The 20,852-nt window shown below is 76.4% G+C and carries 15 protein-coding genes and 1 tRNA gene; 9 read left to right on the top strand and 7 right to left on the bottom strand.

Translation table 11 applies throughout. The annotated features are described in order from the left end of the window. Positions 1–88 precede the first annotated feature (88 nt). From J0910_RS06200 to J0910_RS06185, 4 genes are all read left to right on the top strand, one after another. Positions 89–694 (top strand): 5-formyltetrahydrofolate cyclo-ligase, encoded by a 606-nt coding sequence (locus tag J0910_RS06200; RefSeq protein WP_420157560.1) that lies wholly within the window; start codon positions 89–91, stop codon positions 692–694. A 176-nt stretch (positions 695–870) separates the two neighbouring features. Further along, positions 871–1,260 (top strand): FmdB family zinc ribbon protein, encoded by a 390-nt coding sequence (locus tag J0910_RS06195; protein WP_420157559.1) that lies wholly within the window; start codon positions 871–873, stop codon positions 1,258–1,260. 208 nt (positions 1,261–1,468) lie between these two features. After that, entirely contained in the window at positions 1,469–2,098 is a 630-nt protein-coding gene (locus tag J0910_RS06190) for an SAF domain-containing protein (RefSeq protein ID WP_420157558.1), read from the top strand. Positions 2,099–2,209: 111 nt separating this feature from the next. Beyond that, on the top strand, positions 2,210–2,626 hold the full coding sequence (locus J0910_RS06185) for an MscL family protein (protein WP_420157557.1): 417 nt from the start codon (positions 2,210–2,212) through the stop codon (positions 2,624–2,626). 117 nt (positions 2,627–2,743) lie between these two features. Here J0910_RS06185 and J0910_RS06180 read toward each other — a convergent pair whose 3' ends face one another. Next, the gene (locus J0910_RS06180) at positions 2,744–3,811 is read right to left on the bottom strand and encodes a D-alanyl-D-alanine carboxypeptidase family protein (protein ID WP_420157556.1); all 1,068 of its coding nucleotides are present in this window, start codon (positions 3,809–3,811) and stop codon (positions 2,744–2,746) included. A gap of 439 nt (positions 3,812–4,250) precedes the next feature. Here J0910_RS06180 and J0910_RS06175 point away from each other — a divergent pair. From J0910_RS06175 to J0910_RS06165, 3 genes are all read left to right on the top strand, one after another. Beyond that, a tRNA-Arg gene (locus J0910_RS06175) sits at positions 4,251–4,326 on the top strand. 471 nt (positions 4,327–4,797) lie between these two features. Continuing rightward, complete coding sequence (locus tag J0910_RS06170; RefSeq protein ID WP_420157555.1) at positions 4,798–6,612, top strand: HSP90 family protein; 1,815 nt, start codon at positions 4,798–4,800, stop codon at positions 6,610–6,612. After that, positions 6,609–9,551 (top strand): hypothetical protein, encoded by a 2,943-nt coding sequence (locus J0910_RS06165; protein WP_420157554.1) that lies wholly within the window; start codon positions 6,609–6,611, stop codon positions 9,549–9,551. Before J0910_RS06170 ends, J0910_RS06165 begins: the two co-directional genes overlap by 4 nt. Positions 9,552–9,744: 193 nt before the next feature. Here J0910_RS06165 and J0910_RS06160 read toward each other — a convergent pair whose 3' ends face one another. From J0910_RS06160 to J0910_RS06150, 3 genes are all read right to left on the bottom strand, one after another. Further along, positions 9,745–11,196 carry an alanine/glycine:cation symporter family protein gene (locus J0910_RS06160; RefSeq protein WP_420157553.1) on the bottom strand — a complete coding sequence of 484 codons (1,452 nt, stop codon included), beginning with the start codon at positions 11,194–11,196 and terminating at the stop codon, positions 9,745–9,747. Positions 11,197–11,445: 249 nt separating this feature from the next. After that, positions 11,446–12,666 carry an MFS transporter gene (locus J0910_RS06155; RefSeq protein ID WP_420157552.1) on the bottom strand — a complete coding sequence of 407 codons (1,221 nt, stop codon included), beginning with the start codon at positions 12,664–12,666 and terminating at the stop codon, positions 11,446–11,448. 499 nt (positions 12,667–13,165) lie between these two features. Further along, complete coding sequence (locus J0910_RS06150) at positions 13,166–13,762, bottom strand: TetR/AcrR family transcriptional regulator (protein WP_420157551.1); 597 nt, start codon at positions 13,760–13,762, stop codon at positions 13,166–13,168. Positions 13,763–14,520: 758 nt separating this feature from the next. Here J0910_RS06150 and J0910_RS06145 point away from each other — a divergent pair. Continuing rightward, positions 14,521–16,860 (top strand): hypothetical protein, encoded by a 2,340-nt coding sequence (locus tag J0910_RS06145; RefSeq protein WP_420157550.1) that lies wholly within the window; start codon positions 14,521–14,523, stop codon positions 16,858–16,860. Here J0910_RS06145 and J0910_RS06140 read toward each other — a convergent pair. Beyond that, entirely contained in the window at positions 16,850–18,049 is a 1,200-nt protein-coding gene (locus J0910_RS06140) for a PQQ-binding-like beta-propeller repeat protein (RefSeq protein WP_420157549.1), read from the bottom strand. The genes J0910_RS06145 and J0910_RS06140 overlap by 11 nt on opposite strands. A 230-nt stretch (positions 18,050–18,279) precedes the next feature. On the opposite strand from J0910_RS06140, the gene J0910_RS06135 reads away from it, so the two are divergent. Continuing rightward, positions 18,280–19,110, top strand: coding sequence for a DedA family protein (locus J0910_RS06135; protein WP_420157548.1), 831 nt, complete (start codon positions 18,280–18,282; stop codon positions 19,108–19,110). A gap of 472 nt (positions 19,111–19,582) precedes the next feature. On the opposite strand, the gene J0910_RS06130 is transcribed toward J0910_RS06135, so the two are convergent. Together J0910_RS06130 and J0910_RS06125 are read right to left on the bottom strand one after the other, a co-directional pair. Further along, positions 19,583–20,245: a TIGR03086 family metal-binding protein gene (locus J0910_RS06130; protein WP_420157547.1), complete on the bottom strand. Its 663-nt coding sequence runs from the start codon at positions 20,243–20,245 to the stop codon at positions 19,583–19,585. 316 nt (positions 20,246–20,561) lie between these two features. Next, entirely contained in the window at positions 20,562–20,849 is a 288-nt protein-coding gene (locus J0910_RS06125) for a MoaD/ThiS family protein (protein WP_420157546.1), read from the bottom strand. Positions 20,850–20,852: the final 3 nt, after the last annotated feature.

Below are 20,852 nucleotides of genomic sequence, written 5' to 3'. Positions count from 1 at the left end.
GTCCAGGGAGAACGGGGCCGGTCGGCACCCGGCGTTCACCGCCCCTTCCCCGCCCCCTCACCGGGCGGCCTCTGCGAGACTCGACGCCATGAACGCTGCATCCGGGCCCTCCGCCCCGCGGGCCCCGGGCCCCAAGGCCGAGCTGCGCCGGCGGCTGCTCGCCGCCCGGGAGGAGACGACCGCGGCCGAGCGGGACCGCGCCGGGTCGGCGATCCGCGACGCGGTCGCGGTGCTGCCGCGGCTGTCGATGGGCGGGACCGTCGCCGCCTACTACTCGGTGGGCACCGAGCCGGACACCCGCAAGCTGGTCGCCGCGCTGTGGAAGCAGGGCGTCTACGTGCTGCTGCCGGTCTTCCTCCCCGGCGGGGCGCTGGACTGGGCCGCCTACGAGGGGCCGGACGGCCTGGCCCCGGCCCGGTTCGGACTGCTGGAGCCGACCGGGCCGCGGTACGGCCCGGACGCGGTGGCGCGGGCGGCCGCGGTGGTCTGCCCGGCGCTCGCGGTGGACCGGGCCGGCCGGCGGCTGGGCAAGGGGGCGGGCTGCTACGACCGGGCGCTCTCCCTGGTCGGGCCGAACACCCTCACCCTCGGCGTGATCTACGACACGGAGTTCCTGGACGAGGTCCCGGCGGAGCCGCACGACCGCCCGGTACAGGGGGTCGTCACGCCCGGTGGCGGGGTGCGGATGCTCTGAGGCCGGCTCCCCGGCCCCGCCTCCGGCGGCCGCCGCGGAACAGCGGGCCCTCCCGCCGCGTTGCATCGACCGGCGGTCCGCCGCCCTGCTGCGGCGGCCCCGATGTCGCGGCCCCGCTGCTCAACCGCGTACTATTTGGCAGTCGACGGGCAAGAGTGCCAGCAAGGAGGAACCACGTGCCTACATACCAGTACGTCTGCACCGAGTGCGGCGAGCCCCTGGAGGTCGTGCAGAGCTTCAGCGACGACGCGCTGACCGTCTGCCCCTCGTGCGACGGGCGCCTGCGCAAGGTGTACTCCGCGGTGGGCATCGTCTTCAAGGGGTCGGGCTTCTACCGGACCGACAGCGCCAAGAGCTCGGACAGCTCCGTGCTCGCCGGGTCGTCGAAGGGCGGCTCCGACGGGTCGGCCCCCTCCGGCTCCGGGGACTCCGCCGCGCCGGCCGCCAAGGACTCCTCCTCCGACTCCGCCAAGAGCGGCTCCGCCTCCTCCGGGTCGTCGTCCTCCGGCGCCGCCTCGAAGAGCACCGGCAGCGGCTCCAGCGCCCCGGTGGCGGCCAAGGCCTGACCCCCGCGGCGGGCCGAGAGCTCTTGCCCGCTTCTCCCCGCCGCCCTGCTCGCACGGCCGGTCCCTTCCCGGGGCCGGCCGCAGCCGTGTCCGGACGCCGCCGGGACGCCCCTCTCCCCGGGCGCCCGCGCCCCGTCCGCGGCCGTCCGTCCACAGGGGCGGAACCGCCCCTCCCCGCCGCGGCCCCGGCCGCCCTAGCCTGCGGGGCATGCCGTACCGACCGGCCCTCGCCGTCGCCCGGCACCGCGGGGCCCTGGGCTGCGCGTGTGCCGCACTCGCCCTCGCCGGGGCGCTGCTGGTGCTGCGCCCCGCCCCCGAACCCGTCGAACCGGTCCTGGTCGCCGCGCGGGACCTCTCGCCCCGCGCGCCGGTCGGCGCGGCCGACACCGCCGTGCGCGAACTCCCCCGGGGCGCCGTGCCGGACGGCGCGCTGCCCGCGGAGAGCGACCCCGCCGGGCGGTCGCTGACCGGCCCGGTGCGCCGCGGCGAGGTGCTGACCACCGCGCGGTTCGCCGACCCGCCCGCGGCCGACTACGGCGCCGGCCTGGTCGCCGTCCCGGTGCGGATCGCCGACGCCGGGGCGGCCGCCCTGGTCGAACCGGGCTCCCGGGTCGACCTGCTGGCCGCCGTCCCCGTGCTGGACGGGGGCCCGGGCGGGCCGCCGCCGGCCCGGGTCGTCGCGGAGGACCGCCCGGTGATCGCGGTCCCGGAGCCGCCCGGCGGGGCGGTCGGCGGCTCCCCCGGGGCGCTGGTCGTGGTCGCCGCGACGGCCGCCGAGGCGCGGCGGCTCGCCGGGTACTCCCAGGCCGGAGCGGTCGTTTTAACCATTCGCGGTTGACCCTCGACGTACCGTAGTGAATCCTGTTCGGCGCATTCCACTCCGCCCGGCGCCCCGGTGCCGGGCGGAGCCGTGTTCCGGCCGCGCTCCGGACGTACAGAAGGAGGCCCATTGGACGGCTTCAAGAAGTTCCTGCTCCAGGGGAACCTGGTGCAGCTGGCGGTCGCCGTGGTCATCGGCGCCGTCTTCTCCGACCTGATCACCGCGTTCACCGAAGGGTTCATCACCCCGCTGCTGGGCATCTTCGGCGGCGTTCCGCAGTTCGGCGAGCTCTACTTCGAGATCAACGGCAGCCGGTTCATGTACGGGGCGTTCATCGACGCCGCGATCGGCTTCCTGCTGACCGCCGCGATCCTCTACTTCTTCGTGGTGCTGCCGGTCGGCAAGCTGATGGAGCGGCTGACGAAGCAGGAGGAGGCGGCCACCCGGGACTGCCCGCGCTGCTTCAGCCCGATCAGCCGGCAGGCCGACCGCTGCCCCGGCTGCACCTCGGAGATCGCCCCGGAGAAGCCGGTCGCGGTCGACTGACCGCGCCTGCGCGCGGGCCGCTGCGGGGCCCGCCGGGCGCCTTCCGGGCGGGCGGCCCCCACCCGCCCGGGCGCTCCCGGCCGCCCTCTGACGAGCGGCGGCCCGGGGCGGGGGCGCCTACCGCTCGTACTCCCAGTGCCAGGGCTCGAACGGGTTGGAGTAGGCCCAGGCCGGGTGGAACCACCCGTACTCCTTGGAGTTGGCCTCCAGCCAGTTGAACTGCGGGCTGCCCTGGTTCTGCACGCCGCCGCACAGGTCGATGGCCTGGCCCAGGCCGTGGTTGCTGGTGCCGGGGACCGCGGCGTTGCCGGGCGGCTGCTCGGCGTAGACCCGGTGCTGGTTGGGCAGGTCGCGGTAGGAGCTGGTGATGCACATCGGCCCGCCGAACTGCTCCTGGTAGGCCTGGTCCATCTTCATGAAGTCGACGGCGGCGTCGGCGCGCAGGAAGTGGTCGCCCTGGGGCAGCTCGCAGAGCGCGCCCTGCGGCAGCAGGCCGTTGGGGTAGTCCTTGGCGGCCTTGCCCTTCTCCGCGTCGCACTCCACGCCGGCCATGTAGGCGTCCACGTCCAGCCCGCGGTCCTTCAGCTCCTTGGTGAGCGCGTCGGTGCTCTCCTCGGACTGGTCCTTGAGCGCGTCCAGGTCGTCCCGGAGCTCGACCTTGGCCAGCTGGGTCTCGGACTGCAGCTGCTGGGCCTGGTTGGTCAGCTCGACCTGCTCGTCGCGGAGGTCGTTGGCCTCCTCGATGAGCGCGTCCTTGTCCTCGGCGAGCTTGCCGACGTAGGAGTCGACGTGCAGGTCCTGCTCGATGGTGCCGGAGGTCATCAGGCCGAGCACGCCGGCGTCGGGCTGCTTGTACAGGGTGCTGGACATCTCCGCGAGCGGCTCGCGCATGTCGCTCAGCTCCAGCTCGGTCTGCTGCAGGTCGTGCAGGGTGTCGACGAGCTCGTCCTGGGCGGCCTCGAGGTCCTTCTCCCGGTCGGTGTAGTCCTTGGTGGCCTTCTCCAGGTCGTCCTTGGCCTGCTCCGCCTGCTCCGCGAGCGCGTCGAGGTCCTCGTCGGCGAAGGCGGGGGCGGTGACCGGCGCCAGCGCGCCCTCGCCCGCCGGGATCAGCACCAGCGCCAGCAGCAGCACCACGACGACACCGCGCGCCGCGCGGGACCGCGCCCCCTCGGAGAGGGAGAGCACGGAACCGGATCCGCCTCTCGAACCGCGGTCGGTCGACCGCGGCGATACGCGAAAGAACGGCACCTGGTCCTCCGGACTGCCTGTTTCGGATCTTCGGACGTTGGCGTGGCCGCATGGCAAGGTACTACAAAGTCCACAACCGGACGTGTCGGCATGATCCGCCGAGCGTGACCGCGGACCGCTCTTCCCGGTCCCGGCCGCATGCCCTCGCGGATTCCCAGGTCACCACCGTGCCCCGGCCAGCCGACCGCACGCGGCGGCCGCCCCGGCGCACCGCCCGCACCGGCGCACGCATTCGAATGTGGCACATGTCACGCGCGGGCGATGACAACCGTATAGGGGAAAGAGTACTCAAAGCCCGGCCCCGGCCGCCCCTCCCCTCCGCCTTCCCCGGTGGTGCAGCACCTCCCGCCGTCCTCCGCTACCCTTGGTCCCCGAAGGCCTCATAGCTCAGGGGACAGAGCACGGCTCTCCTAAAGCCGGTGTCGCAGGTTCGAATCCTGCTGGGGCCACCACGAGGCGCACGGCCGGGCCCGCACCCGGCCGCCCTCCGCCCCCACCGCGGCCCACCCGCGACCTCCCCGGCACCGGAGGCCGCCGCCTTCTCCGTCCCGGAGGCCCGCCTCGCGCGCCCCTTCTCCTCTCCGGCCCGGAGCGTCCCCGCTCCGCCTCCGCGCGTCTCCTCCCCTGCCCGGCCGGCGGGGCGTTCTCCCGGGGAGGGGCCGGAGAACAGGCCGGGAGGGCATGTCCCCGCTCCCGGGGCGGGGAACCGGGGCGGTTTCCGGGCCGTCCCAGGCGCGGAAGGCCCGTGCGGCCGGGAGGGGTGTCGCGCCGGAACGGCGGGCGGTCCGTCCCCCGGTTCGCCGCCTGTCCCACCGGGCAGGTAGGACGTCCCTGCACGGCGCCCCGCCGGACGGCGGGGCGCGGCGGCGCGGGCCCGGTTCCCGGACGCCCGCCGTGAGCCCCCTTTGCCGAGGATCGAGGACATGTCGCATACCTTCCAGGTCGACCTGCGCGGACTGGTCGACCTGCTCTCGCACCACCTCTACTCCAGCCCCAAGGTCTACCTGCGGGAGCTGCTGCAGAACGGCGTGGACGCCATCACCGCGCGGCGGGCGGCCGACCCCGGTGCGCCGGCGGCCGTCCGGCTGCTGCCCGGGGACGGCGAGCTGCGGGTCGAGGACACCGGGATCGGGCTGACCGAGGCCGAGGTGCACGACCTGCTGGCCACCATCGGGCGCAGCTCCAAGCGGGGCGGCCTGGAGACGGCGCGGGCGGACTTCCTCGGCCAGTTCGGGATCGGGCTGCTCGCCTGCTTCGTGGTGGCCGAGGAGATCCGGGTGGTCAGCCGCTCCGCGCGGGACCCCGAGGCGCCGCCGGTGGAGTGGCGGGCCCGCGAGGACGGCTCCTACACGGTGCGCACCCTCCCCGGGGAGGCGCGCCCCGAGCCCGGGACGACGGTGCACCTCGTCGCGCGCCCCGGCGCCGGCGAGTGGCTGGAGGCCGGCCGGGTCGCCGAGCTGGCCCGGCACTTCGGCTCGCTGCTCCGCTACGACGTGCGGGTCGGCGGCGAGCCGGTCAACGAGCGGCCGGTGTGGGACCGGCCGCACGCCGGGCCGGACGACCGGCGGGCCGCGTTCGCCGCGCACTGCGCGGAGGTCTTCGGCTTCGCCCCGCTGGACGCGATCGAGCTGGACGTGCCGCTCGCCGGGGTGCGCGGCGTCGCCTACGTGCTGCCCGAGTCGGTCAGCCCGTCGCAGCAGGGCGCGCACCGGGTGCACCTCAAGGGCATGCTGCTCACCGAGCGCGCCGACGGGCTGCTGCCGGACTGGGCGTTCTTCGTCCGGTGCGTGCTGGACACCGACGGGCTGCACCCCACCGCGTCCCGGGAGGGCCTCTACGAGGACGAGACCCTGGCCGCGGTGCGCGAGGCGCTCGGCGAGCGGATCCGCGGCTGGCTGGCCGAGCTGGCGGCCGGCTCCCCCGAGCTGCTCGCGCGCTTCCTGTCCGTGCACCACCTGGGGGTGAAGTCGCTGGCCCGGCACGACCCGGAGATGCTCCGGTCGATGCTGCCGTGGCTGCCGTTCGAGACCACCGACGGCCGGGTGTCGCTGGAGGAGTTCGCCCGCCGCCACCCGGTGGTGCACTACACCCGGACCACCGAGGAGTTCCACCAGGTCGCGGCGATCGCCGCGGCGCAGGGCATCGGCGTGGTCAACGGCGGCTACACCTACGACGCCGAGCTGGTGGAGCTGCTGCCCTCCGCCCGGCCCGGCACCTCCGTCGCCGAGCTGGACACCGACACCGTCACCGCCCACCTCGACCCGGTGGACGGCGGGGAGGAGCTGGCGCTGGCGCCGTTCCTCGCCGCCGCCCGGAGCGCCCTGGACCGGCTCGACTGCGACGTCTCGCTCCGCGCCTACCGGCCCGCCTCCGTCCCCGCCCTGTACCTGGACGACCGGGGCGCCCGCCACGAGCGGGCCCGGGCCGAGGAGGAGGCGGCCTCGGACGGGCTGTGGGCGGGCATCCTCGGCTCGCTGCGCGAGACCCGGCCGCGCGCCCGGCTGGTGCTCAACCACCTCAACCCGCTGGTGCGGCGGATGGCCCGGGTGGACGACGCCCGGCTGGCCGGGACCGCCGTCGAGGCGCTCTACGGCCAGGCGCTGCTGATGTCCCGGCGCCCGCTCCGCCCGGCCGACTCCGCGCTGCTCAACCGCACCTTCCTGGAGCTGCTCGACTGGGCGGTGGCCCCCGCTCCGCAGACGCCCCCGACCGACCACCCCTCCGGAGGCGCCCGATGACCGCCCGCTCCCGCGAAGAGATCCGCTCCGACATCCGCCGGCTCGGCGGAGAGCCCTACGGCCCGGCGTACACCGCCCGGGCCGAGGCGCTCACCGCAGAGGCCGAGTCCACCGGCGACCGGTCCCTGCTGATCAAGGCGCTGGAGCGGCTGGTCTCGGCGTACAGCTTCAGCTCCGAGGGCCCCAAGATGCTGGTCCCGTTCTCCCGGCTGCTGCGGATGTGGGACGAGCGGCCGGACGACTTCGACTCCGCTGACGTCCACGGCCTGCACTGGAAGTTCAAGTGGGTGAGCGGCGACGCCATCCGCCACCCCGACGTGACGCTCGACGCCGTCGAGGGGCTGCTGGCCGACATGCTCCGCCGGTACCGGCTCGCCGGGCACTCCGAGCGGCCGGCGCACGGCAAGGAGTTCGAGTTCGCCGCCTACCTGGGCGACGCCGAGCGCGCCGAGCGCGCCCGGTCGGCGATGCTCGCCGCCGACCGGGACCGGATGGCCGACTGCAGGGCCTGCGAGGTCCGCGAGCTGGGCAAGTGGGAGGCGGAGCAGAACCGGGACGAGGCGGCCGTCGACGCCTGGGCCCCGGTGCTCGACGGCGGCGCCGGCTGCCTGCACGAGCCGCACTACGTGCTCTCCTACTCGCTGCTGCCGCTGGTCCGCCTGGGCCGGGCCGACCAGGCCCGCGGCCACCACCTGCGCGGCTACCGGCTGGTCCGGTCCGAGGAGGCGCTCACCGAGGCCGTCGCCGCGCACATGGAGTTCTGCGCGCTGACCGGGAACGAGGCGCGCGGGCTGGAGATCCTCGGCGAGCAGGCGCAGCGCTGGGAGCAGCACGGCGACCTGGTGATGCTGATGGAGTGGGCGGCCTGCGCCGCGCTGCTGATGCGCCGGGTCGCCGAGCTGGGCCACGGGGACCGCCCCGTCCCCGGCCCCAAGGGGCGCGAGTGGACCTGCGCCGCCCTGCTGGAGCACGCCCGGGGCGAGGCGCTCGCCATCGCCGGCCGGTACGACCGGCGGAACGGCTCCACCGCGGTCTCCGAGCGGATCCGCGCCCGGATGGACGCGGGGCCGCTGCTGGAGGAGCTCCCGCTCGGGCTGAGCGGGCCCGCCCTGCGCAAGGCGCGGGTTCCGGTGCCGCCCGCCCCGGCCGTGCCCGGCGCCGGCCCCGCCGCGCGGCTGGCCGAGGCCCGCCGGCTCTCCGAGGCCGGGCACCCGGCGGCCCCGGAGGCCTGGCGGCTGGCGGAGCGGGCGTTCGAGGCCGCGGGCGCCGAGCCCTCCCCCGGTGAGCGCGCCGAGATCGGCGAGGGCCGCGCGCTGGGCCTGCCCGCCGAACCCGGCACCGCCGCGTCGCTGGAGGAGGCCGCCGGGCTGTACGAGCGGGCCCGCGACCGGGGCCGGGCGGTGGTGGCGCGGGCCCGCGCCGTCCTGGTCCGGGCGGCGGCCGGCGAGCGGGACGGCGTGTCCGCCCGGATGGACGAGCTGTGCGCCGAGGCGGAGCGGCTGCACGCGGCCGGCGGGGCCACCGGCGAGCAGGCGGTCGCGGTGCCGCTGTTCCGGGGCCGGCTCCGGCTGGCGCTGCTCGGCGAGGAGGAGGACCCGGCGCAGGCCGCCGCCGCGCTCGACGCCGACCTGGACCGGCTGGCCGGCTTCGCGCGCGGGCTCCCCGCCGGCCCCGCGGTCCGCGCCCGGATCGCCGACGTCGCCGAGCTGCGCGGCCGGCTGGCCGTGCCGTTCGACCCCGAGGCCGCGCTGCTGCGGTTCGCCGACGCCGCCGAGGGCCACCGGGAGTCCGGCCGGACGGCGCAGGCCGCCGCCGACGTGCTCCTCATCGCCCGGCTCCGGCTGGAGCGGGGCGAGCCGCAGGCCGCGGAGGCCGCGGCGCGGTCCGTGCACGGCGACCCGGAGCGGGCCGCGCTGCTCGGTCCGGGGGACCGTGCCGAGCTGCCGTACCTCCTCGGCCGGGCCCTGATGGAGCAGGGCCGCTCCGCGGAGGAGGCCGGCGCCCTCTTCCTGGAGTCCATGTCGCTGCACGTCCGGGCCGGCGGCACCGGCGCGTCCGCCCAGCTGGAGCTGGGCCGCTCGCTGATGGCCCGGGACCGGTTCGCCGAAGCCGCGACCACGCTGGAGGACCTGCTGCCGAACCTCAGCCCGGAGTACGGCGAGGAGATGCGGGTGCAGGCCCGGGTCTGGCTGGCCCACTGCCACCGGCGGACCGGGGACCCCGGGGCGGCGGCCGAGCAGTTCGCGCTGGCCGCGGACGCCACCCGGGAGTGGCCCGACGGGTACCGGCACGCGGAGCTCGCCCACGAGGCGGCGGGCGCGCTGAGCGCGGCGGGCCTGCCCGCCGAGGCGGTCCGCGCCTACCGGCGCGCCCTGGAGCTGTGGCGGGGGCTGGGCGAGGAGGCGATGGCGGTCCGCGCGCTGCGCGCCCGCGCCTGGGAGGCGCTGGAGGCGGAGGGCGCCGGTGCGGCGGAGGAGGCGATGGCCGAGGCGCTGCGCGCCAACGAGGCGGCCGTCTCCGGGGCCGGGGAGGGCGAGGAGCGCGACGGCCTCCGGGGCGAGCTGGGGCAGACGCACATGCAGCGGGCCCGACTCTCCCTGCGGCGCACCGACGGCGTGCCGGACGAGGAGGTCGACTCCCCCGAGCAGTACGCGGTCAACGTCGCCGCGACCGAGGAGGCGCTCGGCCGGTGCGGGGCCGCGGCGGAGGCGTTCGCCGCGCTCGGGCCCGCCGGGGAGCGGAGCCGGCTCGAGGCGGAGGACATGGCCGCCCGCATGGAGCTGGCGCTGGGCCGCTTCGAAGCCGCGGGCGGGCGCGCCGCCCGGATGCGCGCCGCCGTCCAGGCCCTGCCGGACGGGGACGACCGGCCGGCCCTGCTGGAGGCGTGCGACGCGGTCGCCGAGGCGGCCCGCAGCGGCTCCCCGTTCCCGGTCCGCTGATCCGGGGCCGGGCCGCCGCCGGGCGAGGGGCGGGGCGGCGGGCGGCGCGAGGGCGCCCCGCCGCCCCTCTCCTCCGCCTCCGCGGCGGCGGGGCGCGGCCCTGGAGGGGCGTTCCCCGCGATCGCCCGGGGCCGCGCCGGGAACGCGAAGGGGCGCCCCGGTGGTCCGGGGCGCCCCGCTGCGGCCGCGGCGGTCAGTCGCCGTTGCGCGCGTCGACCAGGTCGGGCTTCTTCCAGTCCGGGTCGGAGAAGTACTTCTTGGTCTCGGCCACGATGACGCCGCCGAGCAGCAGCAGGCCGATCAGGTTGGGCACCGCCATCAGGCCGTTGGCCACGTCGCTGAAGGTCCAGGCCAGGCTCAGCTCCGAGGTCGCGCCGACGTAGACGACCGCCACGAACAGCAGCCGGAACGGCAGCACCGCGGCGCGGCCGACCAGGAAGTCCAGGCACCGCTCGCCGTAGTAGGACCAGCCGACCAGGGTGGTGAAGGCGAAGAACATCAGGCTGATCGCGACCACGTAGCCGCCGACCGGGGCCAGGGCCGGGGAGATGCCGCCGAACGCCTCGGTCATCGCCCAGTTGGTCATCAGCGCGCCGTCGCCGGTGTCGGCCTGGCTGCTCCACGCACCGGTGACGATGATGACCAGGCCGGTCATGGTGACCACGACGAGGGTGTCGATGAAGGTCTGGGTCATCGAGACCATCGCCTGGCGGACCGGCTGAACGGTCTTGGCGGCCGCCGCGGCGATACCGCCGGTGCCCAGGCCGGACTCGTTGGAGAAGATGCCGCGCGCCATGCCCTGCTGCATCGCGATGATGAAGGCGGCGCCGGCGAACCCGCCGACGGCGGCGGTGCCGGTGAAGGCGTCGGTGACGATCAGCGCCAGGGCGGCCGGGATCTCGGTCACGTGCACCACGAGGACCAGGACCGCGGAGACCACGTAGGCGATGATCATGATGGGCACCACCCCGGCGGCGAACCGGCCGATGCTCTTGATCCCGCCGAGGATGACGGCGCCGACGAGGACCACCATCGCGATGCCCGAGGCCCAGGTGGGCACGCTGAAGGTCGACTCGAGCTGGCCCGCCACCGCGTTGGCCTGGGTCATGTTGCCGATGCCGAAGGAGGCCACCGCGCCGAAGAGGGCGAACAGGAAGCCCAGCACCACGCCGAGCTTGGCGCCGGCGCTGCCCGGGCCGAACTTCTCGGCCAGGCCGTAGCGCAGGTAGAACATCGGGCCGCCGCTCATCTCGCCCTTGGAGTCGGGGCGGCGGTACTTCACGCCGAGCAGCGCCTCGCAGTACTTGGTGGCCATGCCGAGCAGGCCGGTGATCCACATCCAGAACAGCGCGCCGGGGCCGCCGACGCCGATGGCCAGCGCCGCACCGGCGATGTTGCCGACGCCGACCGTGGCGGCCAGCGCGGTGCTCAGCGCCTGGTAGTGCGAGATGTCGCCCTTGGCGCCGCCCTTCTCGGTGCGCCGGACCAGCGCCAGCCACAGTGCGTGGAACAGCACCCGGAACTGCAGGCCGCGGAGGCGGACGGTGAGGTAGACACCCACGATCAGCAGCAGCGGGATGAGGAAGAACGGCCCCCAGATGAAGGAGGACGCGGCGTCCAGGGCCGCCTGGATGGCATCGGTCATTGCAGAGTGTCCCCTCTGGCTTCAGGAGAAGGCGTGTCCCAGGGTGCCGCTCGTGGCGACGCCCCTCCAGGATCGGACGGCCTGCCCCGGCGTCCGCCCTGCGACACGTACCCGCCAGCGTCACACCACCTGGTCACAGCGGTGTCACAGTTCACAGCCACTCCCGTTTCCAACCCTTTCGCACCGATTGCGGCAGTCCGAACCGCGCCTTTCGGACGCGGCGTTCCGCCCGCACGGAGCCGGCCGGGTTCAGGCCCCCTGCGCGCCGACCGGTTCCGCCGGTCCGGCGGCCTCCGGTGCGCCGCCCGGGGCGGCGCCCTTTCCGGACCTGCCGCCCCGGTCCCGGAGCCGGTCCGGGACCAGGGTGAGCAGCCCGGCCGCGGCCAGGGCGACGCCGATCCAGGGGGCGGCGCGCAGCCCGTAGGCGTCGATGGCCATGCCGCCGAACCAGGAGCCGAGCACCACGCCCAAGGTGATGAAGGAGGAGTGGACCGTGTTGACCAGGGCGCGGGCGTTCCCCGCGCGGTGCACCCGCATCGCCATCGCCGGGTTGAGCGTGACGCCGACCAGGCCGATGCCGATCATGGCGGCGACCGCGGGGGCCTTGGCGCCGGCGAAGAGCGCGAAGCCGGCCAGGAAGAGCGCGTTCAGCGCCAGGCCGATGGCGATGGCGGTCCGGGTGTGCGACTGGGCGAACCGCGCGACCACGGCGTTGCCGACCACCGAGGCCGCCCCGTAGACCAGCAGCAGCACCGGGACCGCCCCCTCCGAGAAGCCGGTGACCTCGGTGAGGATCGGGGCGAAGTAGGAGAAGGCGGAGAAGGTCGCGCCGATGATGAAGGTCGATCCGAGCAGTGCGACCAGCAGCCGCGGCCGGCGGAACACCGCGGCCTCCTCGCGCGGCCCGCCGGCGTCCTCCGCCGGGGCCAGGGGCGGCATGAAGGCCAGCACCGCGAGCGCGACGGCCGCCGCCAGCACACCGACCGCGGCGAACGCGGCCCGCCAGCCCCACAGCCCGCCGAGGAGGGTGGAGAGCGGCAGCCCGAGCAGGGTGCCGACCATCAGCCCCTGCATCGCGGCACCGGTGGCCCGGCCCCGCATGCCCTCCGGGACCAGTCGGATGACCGCGGTGACCGCCACCCCGAAGAAGGCGCCGGAGGCCGCACCGGTGATGACGCGCGCCGCGAGCATGACCGGGTAGCCGGGCGCCGCCGCGGCCAGCGCGTTGCCCGCGATGAAGACGGCGAACAGCACGAGCAGTGCGGTCTTCGGGGCGAGCCGCATCAGCGCGGTCGCGGCGATCGGGCCGCCGACCGCCATCGCCAGGCCGAACGCGGTGATGAGGTAGCCGACCCGGGCGATGCTCACCCCCAGGTCGGCGGAGATCTGCGGCATCAGGCCGCCGACCAGGAACTCGCTGGTGACCATGGCGAAGATGCCGAGGGCCATCAGGTGGACGGTTCTGGGCACGGGTGCCTCTTTCTCTCGATCGGCCGGATTCGATTTTGGAATGATCTGCCCAAAATTCGGGCACAGCAGTGCGCAGAGCGCACACACGGTCGGATCAGGGGCGCCGACGGGTCGGCGGCCCGGACGGGCGGCGGAGGAGCCGCTCCGGCCCCCGCCGGCGCCCCTGCCGCAGGGCCCGGACGCCGCCCGCGCCCGGACCGCCGGCGGGGAACGTGTTCCCTGCGGACGGGCGCGGCCGGGCGCAGACCGCCGCGGCGGCCCCGGCCCCGCAGAGGGAACCGGGGGAGGGCCGGGAGGCCGGGCCTTTCCCGTCAGAGCCCTGGCAGGACGGCCGCCCGGCCCGGCGGAGCGGGACCGCCCGCCCTCCGCCGGGCCGGGCGGCCGACTCGGCGGCACGGCGCCGGGCCCCGGCCTCCGGCGTCCCCGGCGGCGGCGCTCCGGGGCCGGCCCGGCGAACGCTCCCGGACCGCCCCGCACCCCCTGGGGCTCTCCTCCGCCATCAGGGCTCCAGCGCCCGGACGCCGGTGGCCATGACACCCTCCAGCACATCCCGGCCGACGCCCGCCTGGCCCGCCACCCGGGCCCCGCCCACCAGCGAGTTCACGTACCAGGCCAGCTCCGCGGGGGCCCGGCCGGCGGTGATGGACCCGTCGGCCTGGCCCGCCCGGATCGCCCCCTCCAGCACGCCCAGCCGCTTGCGCCGGTCGGTGTCGAGCACCTCGGCCACGGCGGGGTGCCGCCGGACCGGCGCGGTCTGGGTGTTGACCGTGAAGCAGCCCGAAGCGCGCCCCTCCTCCCGGCCCTCCATCTCGTCCTCGACGATCATCGCGAGCAGCTCGCGGATGCGCTCCAGGCCGGGCCGGGCCTCGTCCTCCAGGAGGGCGGCCTGCCGGTCCGCCCGCTCCTCGGCGTAGCGCCGGAGCGCCCGCACGAACAGCTCCTCCTTGGAGGTGAAGGAGTTGTACAGGCTGCTCCGCGTCAGCCCGGTGGCCCGGCACAGGTCGTCGGTGGAGGTGCCGTCGTAGCCGCCGCCCCAGAAGACCCGGGCGGCGGCCTCGACCACCTCGTCCTCGTCGAACTTCCTCGGCCTTCCCATGCCGGGAACCCTAGCATGTTATGGAACGATCCATCCAAAACCGGGCGGCCGGCTCCCCGGGACCACGAGACCCGGCGAGCGGGGCCCGGCCCCCGGGAGAAACCGGAGGAGCCGGCCCGCCCGGAACCGCACATGGGGAAGGGGCCGGGAGAAAGAGGCGGAGAGCCCCGGCCGACGGACTCGGCGGCCCGGGGCCGCGGACCGCCGATGACGGGGAACGCACGGGAACGGACCGCCCCGGCAGGACGGCACCGAACCGCGAACCGGGCACACGGAGAGGAGCCCCGCCCCGCAGGCCGCCACCGGTGACGAGAAGCGCTCGGAGACGGGCGGCCGGGCGGAGGAGCGGAGTCCGGGATCGCCCCGGTGCCGACCGCTCGGAGCGGGACACCCGGCCTCGCCCCAGGATCCCCGCACCGGTGGGCGCGGACCGCCGCCGGTGGCAGGGGCGCGTGCGGACCCGGCCCGGGGCCGGTCGCGGGAGGGGGACCCGGCACCGGCCCCAGGGGCCCGGGCTCCCCGCTCCGCTGGCCGGTCGAGGACAGCGGCGGGCGGCGGCGCCCGCCACCGGGCAGCATGGACCCACCGCGTCCGCCGGAGCCGGGAGGGGCAGCATGAGCGACCACGAACGCCCAGGGGAGGACCTCGCCCCCGAGGACCCCGCCCCCTCCCCGGGGAATCCGGAGGCGGCGGCCACAGAGCCCGCCGCCGGGCGGCATGCATCCTCCGGCGCCTCCCCTGGGGCCGGGAGAATCGGCATGAGCGCCCGCGAGCACCCCGGGGAGGGCGGCGGCCCCGACGGCTCCGCCCTCTCCCCGGAGGGCCCGGAGGAAGCGGAGGCGGCGGTGGCCGCGGAACCCGCGCCCGAGCCGCCGATCCACGAAGAGCTCGGCTGGTGGCTGCTCCGGGCGCCCCTGCCCGGCGCCGTGCACGCCCTCCGCCGGAGTGCAGGCCCGCTGTTCACCGCCGCGGCGGCGCCGCTGCTCCCCTTGGCCCTGCTCGGCCTGCTCCTCCCCGCGCTTCCGGTCCGGTTCGCCTACGCCGGCGGGCAGCTCGTGTTCTTCCCCGGCCCGGACGGCGCCGACCTCCCGCCCCCGCTGCCCGCCGTCTCCCTGGCCCTGCTCCCGCCGACGCTGTACGCGGCCGCCGTCTCCTGGACAGCGTCCCTGCTGGTCGCGGCCGGGGTGCTCAGCGGCGGCCCGGTGGATGCACGGGCCGCCCTGCGCCGGGCGCTCCGCCCGTGGCCGGCGCTGGCCTCGCTGGCGGCCGTGGCGGCGGTCCTCGCCTGCGCGGCCGCCGCAGGATCGGGGCTGCTCCACGGCGCGGAGCGGCTCCCGCCGGAGTACGCGTACCTGACCCCGGTGGCGCAGGGGGCGGCGGCCATCGCGGTGGCGGCCGTCTCCTCGGCCGCCGTTCCGGCCGGGTACGCCGGCGTCAGCGCCCTGCTGGAGCGGACCGGCTACCTCACCGCGCTCCGCCGGGTCCGCCCGCTGCTCCGCAGGCGCTGGGGCCGGGCGCTGGGGCTGCCGCTGCTCTTGCTGGCGGCCTCGGCCGGCGTGCAGGCGGGCATCGGATACGCCCTCGACCGGGCGCCGATCCCGAGCCTGCTATCGGCCGCCGCCGGCCCGCCGGTCCAGCTGCTCGCCGCGGCCGGGTCCTGGATGCTGCTGGCCTGCCTGTGCGCGGTGGCCGTGCTGCATGAGCACGTCCGCTACTCCCGGTCCCTCCCCGTTATCCGCACCCTCGACATCCGCGCCGTCCGCGACGGGCTGCCCCGCGGCGGCGGGCGGCCGCCCCTCCTCCTCCGCCCGGTCCCGCTGCTGGCGCTGCTCACCGCGGCCGCCACGGCGCTGCCCGCGCTGGTGTGGGCGGTGCCCTCGACCGCGCCGTCCTACGGCGTGCTGCCCCTGGCCGAACTGGAGCCGGCGCAGGACGCTGAGGTCCGGACGGCCTCCGGGGAGAGTGTGCTCCTCCAGGCGGAAGGCCGCTTCCCGGACCGGGTCTGGTGCGCCCCGGAGTGCCGGGTCCTCTCCGAGGAGAGCGACGGCGAGGAGAACCGCGAAGGCCCGGACAGCGCCGTCTACGCCGGCGACGCCGAGACCGGCCTGACCCGGGCGTACTGGGAGGACGGTGTCCTCAGGGCCGGGGAGGCCTGTCTCAGCGGCCCCGGATGCTCCGACCGCGCGGTCCCGCTCCGCGAGGTGCTGACCGAGGAGGGCGGCTCTCAGGACGAGATCAACGATGCCGCGGTCTTCGGGCGCCCGAGGTACCGGGCGGTGGCCGCCGCCGCGCTGGACGGTACCCGGTACATCGCCTCGCTGGCGCCTACACCCGGCTGGGGCGGGCAGGAGCTGCGCCTGCACCGCTGCCCCACCGCGGACTGCGCCGACAGCGAGACCTCCCGGCTCGGCGGTCTCCCCATCTTCGCGCTGCACGCGGGCCCCGTCCGCCACGCACCGGTGGACGTCGCGGCGCACCCGGACGGCTCGGTCGCGGTGAGCGTACACGACCGCAGCACCGGCGCGATCACCGTGTTCACCTGCCCTGGCGGAGACTGCTCCGAGCCGGTCCGCAACGTGGTCGCCGAGCCCCGGTACCCGACCGACGAGCACGGCGGTAGGAAGCGGCCGGTGACCGGATCCCGGATCGAGATCCGGCCGGACGGGCGGCCCGTCCTGGCCTACCGGGCCCCCGAAGACGGGTCGGTCCGGCTGGTGGACTGCGCGGACGGCGCCTGCTCCGCTTCGGAGGAACGCACCCTCACCGGCCCGGGCTGGCGCCGCCCGCTCGCCGGGCTCGCCCTCGACTCGGCCGGGCGCCCGCAGCTCGCCGCCACCACCGGGGACGGAACCGAACTCACCTATCTGGCCTGCGCGGACGCCGGATGCACCGAAGTTCGGAAGGTGGACGTAGCCCCCGTGGAGCGCCGGTTCACCGATGTCGGACTGGCCCTCGACGCGGCTGATCGGCCGCGCCTCCTCGTCGACCCGGACTCCCCGCCCAAGTCGCTCCGGGAGGAGGAAGACCTGCCGGAGGAGTACCTGCCCCGGGTGCTGGCCTGCGACCGGCCGCACTGCGGCGCGCCGGTCAGCGGTTGAGCGCGAACAAGCGGGGGTTGGTGCAGCGGAGGGCGTCCTCGATCTCCACCGGCTGCGGGCGGACCCCGTCGGGGGCGCATCCGATGGCGACCTCCACCCCGTCGCCGGGACCGCCGAAGGCCCCGATCCTGCTGATGCCGAAGGCGTTGTAGGCGAGCGCCTGCCTCTTCCATGCGTATCCGGGGACGGCCATGAACTGAAGTCCTTCGTCCAGCCCGTACTGGTCGGCGGGATAGACGTCCGCGCCGCCGCTCTGATCGTCCTCCGCGAGTACCTGCTCCGCCACGGCCGAATCGGGCGGCAGCGCCTCGCCCGCCTCTCCGGTCTCCAGGTCGACCGGGTGGACCTCGGTGCGCTCCTCCTCCCACTTCTCCTCGCCTGTACCGCCGGTGTTCCTCCACACGCTGCACACCAGGTAGACCTCGCCGTCTTGGAGCAGTACCCGGTCGACGGAGTGCCGCTCGCCCCCCTCCGAGAAGCCGTCCAGGTCCGCGCCCCACTTCCGCTCACCGTCGACGTAGGCGCCGGCCTCGCCGTTCTGCCCGTAGGCGACCACCGTGGAGCCGATCACGCCGACGACCTCCTCGTGCCGCCCCCACCCTGTCTTGAGCTTCAGAGGCCCGCGCTCCACCACCTCACCCGTATCGGGGGCGAGCTCGACCATCTCCCTTTCCCCCGACTCCCAGGGCAGGGGGCCGTACCCGAACTCGACGTGCAGGGCGCCCTCCTGCCAGAACAGCCCTCTGGCGTCCGCCACCCGGTCCCCGCGCAGCAGCACCGCCCAGAGCTGCCGCCCGGTCTCCAGGTCCACCGCCCGGACCCGGTCGTCCTCAGCGTAGAAGAGGGTCCCGTCGGCCTCCTTCCACGGCGCGTAGTTCACGGCGGGGGCCCGAACCCGGCTCCTGGTGGTGAACAGCGGGTCGCCATCGTCACGGGGCTGGTCAAGGTCGAGGAAGTACTCCGCGCCGTCGTCGTCCAGCGGGACGGACCAGCGCAGTTCACCGCCGGCCGTGCAGTCCTCGCCGCCGCGCTCGCCGCCCTCGCAGAGCAGCGGCTCCTCTGGGCTGAGGCCGGACGCGGGGAAGGGCGGGCCGTCCTCCCCGTCCGCCGCATCCCCGCCGGGCCACCCGCACCCTCCGGCGAGGAGCAGGGCCGCCAGCAGTGCAGGAACTCCCCGTGAACCGCGCATGCCCGCAGGCTAAACGGAGGGGGCGGTGCTGTACCGGGTCTTCCGGTGGCCGGTACGGGCCAGGGCCGCCCCGTGCGGCCGGACTCTCCCGAACGGGGTTCCGGGGCAGGTCGGGGCGGGGCCGCGCGGGCCGGCATGACATCCGTCATCCCGCCCGTCCGCGCCGCTCATACCGGTGCGGTGACTCCCGCGTCTGTCCCGTACCCGGCCGGTCCGCCACACTCGTGGGCATGACGACAGCGCGGACGGGCCGGGGCGCCCGCGAAGACCTCCCCGAGGAGCAGGGCGTGCGGGACGCGGCCGGGGAGGGCGGCGAGCCGTCCGGGCCGGCCCAGCCGACCCTGCGCGACGTGCTGCCCTGGAAGGGCAAGGCGACCACCACCGACAAGGCGCTGCTCGGCTCGATCCTCGGGATCTTCGCGCTGATGATGGTGCTGCTCCCGGTCCGCCCCTACCTGATCGCCTCCGACCCGGTGCTGCTGGAGTTCCTCACCGGGAGCAAGGCCGCGATCGGCTCCGCCGCCGCGTTCGCCCGGATCGGCGAGATCCCGCTCTGGCTGGCGGTGTTCGCCGGGACCGTGGGCATGGCCAAGTTCGACTGGCTGTTCTGGTGGACCGGCCGGCAGTGGGGCCGGGGCATCGTCGACCTGTTCGCCTCCGGCGACCGCGCGAAGCGGTTCGCCGCCCGGGCCCAGGAGCTGAACCCGTGGATCCTGCGGTTCGGGGTGCTCGCCGCGGTGCTGCCCGGGGTGCCCAGCGCCCTGGTCTACGCGCTGGCCGGGTGGACCGGCATGCGGCTGGCGACCTTCCTGGTCCTGGACGTCGTGGGCGCACTGGCGATGACCGGGCTGGTCGCCGGCCTCGGCTACGGCCTGGGGCAGCACGCGGTGGACGTGGTGCTGCTGGTGGACAAGTACGCGCTCTGGGTCAGCCTGGCGATCATCATCGGCCTCGCGGTGCTCTCCGGGGTGCGGGAGAGCCGCCGGGCCGCCCGGAAGGCCGCCGAGCGGGAGGCGGCCGGCGGAGAGGCCCCGACCCGGAAGGCGCAGGAGGCCGAGTAGGGCGCTGAGCGGCACCGGTACCGCTCCCCCGCCTCGGCCGGACCCTCCGGCGGTCCGCCCGGTGCCGCCCGCGCCGCCGGACGCGCGGGGCATCGGCCCGGCCCGGTCCGGGCGGGGTCGGCGGGGAGGCCGAGGTCGGGCGCCCTCTCGCCGGAGCGCACGGAACGGCCCTGGGGCCGGCCGGCTCCGCTCGGGGCCCGCCCCGGCGCCCCGGCCGGGGCCGTGCTCAGGGAGCGGGCCGGACGGGAGCGGGCACCGGAGGGGCCACCGGGCGGAGCCGGCGAGGAGGCCGGCCTCCGGCGCCCGCCCGGCGGAGCCGGCGAGGCGGCCCCCGGACCGGGGCGACCCGCCTCTCGGGCCCGGGCCGGCGCCCCGGCCGGGGCCGTGCTCGGGAAGCCGGCCGGACGGGAACCTGCGCCGAAAGAACCGCCGGGCGCCGCCGGTCCGGGAGGCGTTCCCCGGCGGCCGGGGGTCAGTGCTGAAGCGGGGGCGGGGTGCGGCCCAGGCGGGCGACCAGGCGGTCGCCGGCCGGGGCGTCCGGGGCGGTGGGGACCGGCGGGCCGAACAGCCGGTGCCGGGTGGCGTCGGTGACCACCAGCGGGGCGATGTCCAGCAGCTGCGCGGCGAGCGCCCCGGGGATCCGGACCGGGCTGCGGCAGGCCCGGCCGATGTCCCAGGCGTGCACGGCCAGTTCCAGGGCGCCGACCGCGGCCAGCGCCGCGACGCCCATCGACCGGTCGCCGACCGCGGCCGCCCCCGCGTGCCGCACCCGCCCCGGGGGCAGCAGCCGGCAGGCCCGGATGCGGACCGCCGAAACCGCCCCGTGCTCCTCCTCGGCGGTGCCGGGCCCGGACGTCAGCCCGACCCTGCCCGCGCCCGCCCCCTCCTCCACCGCGGCCAGCGAATCGGCCACGTGCAGCAGCAGCATCTCCAGATCCCAGGCCGGGCAGGGGGTGGGCTCGGCGAGCATCTCCGGCTCCACCCGCTGGACCGCGCTCAGGACCAGGCCCACCGCCTGCCGCAGCAGGTCCGGTCCGAGCAGGTCGCCCGCCGTGTCGCGCGCCGTCAGCGCCGCCAGCGGGTCGGCGCCGACCCCGCTCTCGATCGTTCCGCCCTGCACCGTCCAGCCGCCCATCCGGCCCCCTCCCGCTCCCGGGTCCACCTCGCTCGCACAGGTTGAGACCGGGCGGGAATCGAAAACTCGCCGGTTTCCGCGGAGATTTTTCCGGCACGGCGGGGCGGAGGGTCCGGCCGGACCCTCCGCCGGGCTTCCGGCGGCGCGGACGGATCCTCCGCCGCGGGCGGTTCAGGTGCAGGTCGGCGGGGCTCCGGGCGGGTCGGCGCCGCCCCGTCGCCCCCGCCTCCGGTTCTCCTTCCGGTTCCGCGGGTCCTCCCCCGCTCTCCTCCGGTTCCGGCGCTCCGGTCCCGGGCGGCCGGCGCCGCCGGCCCGGTCAGCCCCCGGCCACCGACGGCAGGATGCGCACCTCGGTGCCGTCCGGTACCGGGGTGTCCAGCCCGGCGAGCGCCCGGCACTCCTCGTCGCCGACGAAGACGTTGACGAACCGGCGCAGCGCCCCCCGCTCGTCGCGGACCCGGCGGTCCAGGCGCGGGTGGCGGCGGGCGAGCTCGTCCAGGACGGCGCGGAGCGGCTCCCCGCCGTCCGGCCGCTCCACCGCGATGTGCTTGGCTCCGCCCGCGTCGGCCTGCAGGACCTGGGGCAGGATCACGGTCACCGCCACGGC

The organism is Nocardiopsis oceanisediminis (assembly GCF_048595525.1).
In the GTDB taxonomy this organism is placed as follows: Bacteria; Actinomycetota; Actinomycetes; order Streptosporangiales; family Streptosporangiaceae; genus Nocardiopsis_A; species Nocardiopsis_A oceanisediminis.
The sequence above is the reverse complement of the archived record's forward strand: the minus strand, read 5'-3'. Positions and strand labels throughout refer to the sequence as shown.

Bases quoted from the DNA above. Each gene is read 5' to 3' on its own strand.
- J0910_RS06200 (WP_420157560.1), top strand. From the start codon at position 89: ATGAACGCTGCATCCGGGCCCTCCGCCCCGCGGGCCCCGGGCCCCAAG.
- J0910_RS06190 (WP_420157558.1), top strand. From the start codon at position 1,469: ATGCCGTACCGACCGGCCCTCGCCGTCGCCCGGCACCGCGGGGCCCTG.
- J0910_RS06170 (WP_420157555.1), top strand. From the start codon at position 4,798: ATGTCGCATACCTTCCAGGTCGACCTGCGCGGACTGGTCGACCTGCTC.
- J0910_RS06165 (WP_420157554.1), top strand. From the start codon at position 6,609: ATGACCGCCCGCTCCCGCGAAGAGATCCGCTCCGACATCCGCCGGCTC.
- J0910_RS06160 (WP_420157553.1), bottom strand. From the start codon at position 11,196: ATGACCGATGCCATCCAGGCGGCCCTGGACGCCGCGTCCTCCTTCATC.
- J0910_RS06150 (WP_420157551.1), bottom strand. From the start codon at position 13,762: ATGGGAAGGCCGAGGAAGTTCGACGAGGACGAGGTGGTCGAGGCCGCC.
- J0910_RS06145 (WP_420157550.1), top strand. From the start codon at position 14,521: ATGAGCGCCCGCGAGCACCCCGGGGAGGGCGGCGGCCCCGACGGCTCC.
- J0910_RS06140 (WP_420157549.1), bottom strand. From the start codon at position 18,049: ATGCGCGGTTCACGGGGAGTTCCTGCACTGCTGGCGGCCCTGCTCCTC.
- J0910_RS06135 (WP_420157548.1), top strand. From the start codon at position 18,280: ATGACGACAGCGCGGACGGGCCGGGGCGCCCGCGAAGACCTCCCCGAG.
- J0910_RS06130 (WP_420157547.1), bottom strand. From the start codon at position 20,245: ATGGGCGGCTGGACGGTGCAGGGCGGAACGATCGAGAGCGGGGTCGGC.